Here is a 2,804-nt window from a genome sequence, read left to right as displayed (position 1 = left end):
ATCTCGGCCTGCACCCAGGTGCGCAGCGCGGTCAGCCAGCGCATCTTGTAGGCAAACTTGTCGCTGCCGGGCTCCTGCCCGTTGGGGAAGTAGGCGCCGATCACGCGCACGTTGGCGATGGTGGCGCACAGCACACGCGACTGTTCGTCTTCAAAACCCGGGATGTTCTTGATGACGTCGGCCGCGGGTGCTTTGCTCAGCAGGGCCACGCCGTTGTAAGTCTTCTGCCCGAACCACTGGGCCTGGTAGCCGGCTTCGGTGAAGGCCTGCAGCGGGAACTTGTCGTCGGTGAGCTTGAGTTCCTGCAGGGCCAGCACGTCCACCGGGTTGGAGGCCAGCCAGGCCAGCACCTGGGGCAGGCGCACGTTGAGGGAGTTGACGTTCCAGGTCGCGAGTTGCATGGTGGCTTTCAGGCAGAGCGGGTGTAGGTGACGAAGGCGAAGGGCAGGCCGCTGGCGGCCACGTGTTCTTCACGCGCGACCTCGCGCCATTCGGGGCCGAGGGTGGGGGCGAAGGCATCGCCCTCGAAGTCGCAGGCGATCTCGGTGACCACCACTGTGTGGGCCAGCGGCAGGGCCTGGGCGTAGATCTGCGCGCCACCGATCACCCAGGCGTCGCTGCCCGTGGGGCAGAGCTCGCGCGCTGCTTCGAGCGAATGCGCGATGGCCGCCCCTTGGGCGACAAAGCCGGTGTCGCGCGTGATGACGATGTTGAGACGGCCAGGCAGGGGCCGGAACTTGGGCGGCAGCGAGTCCCAGGTCTTGCGACCCATGAGAACCGGACAGCCCAGGGTGGTGCGTTTGAAGTGCGCCAGGTCTTCGGGCAGGTGCCAGGGCAGCTGGTTGTCTTGGCCGATCACGCCGTTGGCGGCGCGGGCGTAGATCAGGTGCAGGCGAGCGGGGGCGGTGTTCTCAGGCATCGGGCGATTGTGCCGCGGTCGACCGCCGCCGCAGCGCGCCCAGGGGCAGCAGCACGCTGGCGATGGCCACCATCACAAAGCCCATGGCCAGCCAGTCCTGCCAGTGCGGCACCTCGCCGGTGATGAGGGTGGCGCTGAGCGTGCCCACCAGCGGGATGGCCATCACGCTCATGGCGCTGGTGGCGGGGGGCAGGTTGCGGGCCATGCCGAACCAGATCAGCTGAGCGAAGCCGTAGTTGATGAGCACGCCGTAGGCCAGGCTGGTCCACATCAGCGGCGTGAAGCTGGCGGGCTGCGGCAGCGGCTCCAGCGACAGCGCCAGCGCCCACACGACGAAGCTGCCCAGCAGCAGCATCCAGACCGTGACCACCAGCGGCGAGAGCGTCAGTTGGGCGCGGCGGAACATCAGCGTCCCCAGCGCCCACGACACGGCGGCGCCCAGCATCCAGGCCACGCCCACCGGGCGGCCCGTCAGGCGTTGCAACTCGTTCCACAGCAGCAGGCCGATGGCGATGCTCACGCACACCACCGCCAGCCGCACGCGCGGGGTGATGCGTTCGCCAAAGAAGGCGGCCCCGATCAGCACGGTGAAGATCGGCATGGTGAAGCCCAGGATGGCGGCGCGGCCCGAGGCCAGTTCCTGCACGCCGAAGATGGACAGCGTGTGCCAGCCCAGCACGTTCGGCAGGCCCAGCGCGGCGATGGCCAGCCACTCGCGGCCCGCGGGACGCATGCGCTCGCCTTTGGCCGCCACATAGACAAACAGCCAGGCCGCGCCCAGCAGCATGGTGCTGGCGCGGAAGTACAGCGGGCTGAGCTGCTGCAGCGAAAGTTTCATCATGGGCCAGTTGACCCCCCACATGAGCGTGAGGGCCAGCAGCGCCCAGAGCTGGCGGCGGGTGATCAAAGGAGTGATCCCCCCGCGCCGCTTCGCGTGCCTTGCAGGCCGCGGCTTCGCCAGAGCCGAAGCCACTTCGGTCTGTCCACGCCTGCGCAGGCAGGCTTGGAGCCAAAGCCCTCAGCCCCCCAGGGGGCGGCACTGGCCGTCTGGCAAAGCCAGCCCGGCGGTGCCACTGGATGGCGGATGGACATGTGTTGCGGGTGGGTGGCTTGCACCAAACCATCAAACCGCAACGGGCGCCTTGATGGCCGGGTGGCACTCGTAGCCGAGCACCTCGAAGTCCTCGTAGGCGTAGTCGAAGATCGAATCGGGCTTGCGCTTGATGTTCAGCGTCGGGTAGGCCAGGGGCTGGCGGCTCAGTTGCAGTTCCACCTGTTCGTGGTGGTTGCTGTAGATGTGGCAGTCGCCACCGGTCCAGATGAAGTCGCCCACATCCAGGTCGCACTGCTGCGCCAGCATGTGGGTCAGCAGCGCGTAACTGGCGATGTTGAAGGGCACGCCCAAAAAGATGTCGGCGCTGCGCTGGTAGAGCTGGCAGGACAGCTTGCCACGCCCGCCAGGTTCGGTGGCCGGCGCGACGTAGAACTGGAAGAAGGCGTGGCAGGGCATCAGCGCCATCTGCTCCAGGTCGGCGACGTTCCAGGCGCTGACGATGATGCGGCGGCTGTCGGGGTTGGTCTTGAGCTGCTTGACGACTTCGCTGATCTGGTCGATATGCCCGCCGCCCGGCTTGGGCCAGTTGCGCCACTGCACGCCGTACACCGGGCCGAGTTCGCCGTCTTCGCGCGCCCATTCGTCCCAGATGGTGCAGCCGCGTTCCTGCAGCCACTTCACGTTGGAGTCGCCGCGCATGAACCAGAGCAGCTCGACGATGATGGCCTTGAGGAACACCTTCTTGGTGGTCACCAGCGGGAAGCCTTCGTTCAGATCGAACCGCATCTGGTGGCCGAACACGCTGCGGGTGCCGGTGCCGGTGCGGTCGCC

General features: G+C 67.4%; 4 protein-coding genes. All 4 read right to left on the bottom strand.

The window, feature by feature from the left end:
• On the bottom strand, nucleotides 1-401 hold a 401-nt coding region (locus ACR2JA_RS10780), incomplete at its 3' end, for an exodeoxyribonuclease III (protein ID WP_434009083.1).
• 8 nt (nucleotides 402-409) lie between these two features.
• The gene (locus ACR2JA_RS10775) at nucleotides 410-919 is read right to left on the bottom strand and encodes a dihydrofolate reductase (protein WP_434009082.1); all 510 of its coding nucleotides are present in this window, start codon (nucleotides 917-919) and stop codon (nucleotides 410-412) included.
• The gene (locus ACR2JA_RS10770) at nucleotides 912-1,826 is read right to left on the bottom strand and encodes a DMT family transporter (protein ID WP_434009081.1); all 915 of its coding nucleotides are present in this window, start codon (nucleotides 1,824-1,826) and stop codon (nucleotides 912-914) included. Before ACR2JA_RS10770 ends, ACR2JA_RS10775 begins: the two co-directional genes overlap by 8 nt.
• A gap of 216 nt (nucleotides 1,827-2,042) precedes the next feature.
• On the bottom strand, nucleotides 2,043-2,804 hold a 762-nt coding region (locus ACR2JA_RS10765; protein WP_434009080.1), incomplete at its 5' end, for a thymidylate synthase.

It is taken from the genome of Hydrogenophaga sp. (assembly GCF_051007235.1).
Classification (GTDB): domain Bacteria; phylum Pseudomonadota; class Gammaproteobacteria; order Burkholderiales; family Burkholderiaceae_C; genus Hydrogenophaga.
Note: the sequence above shows the minus strand (reverse complement) of the source record. Positions and strands in the feature narration are given on the sequence as shown.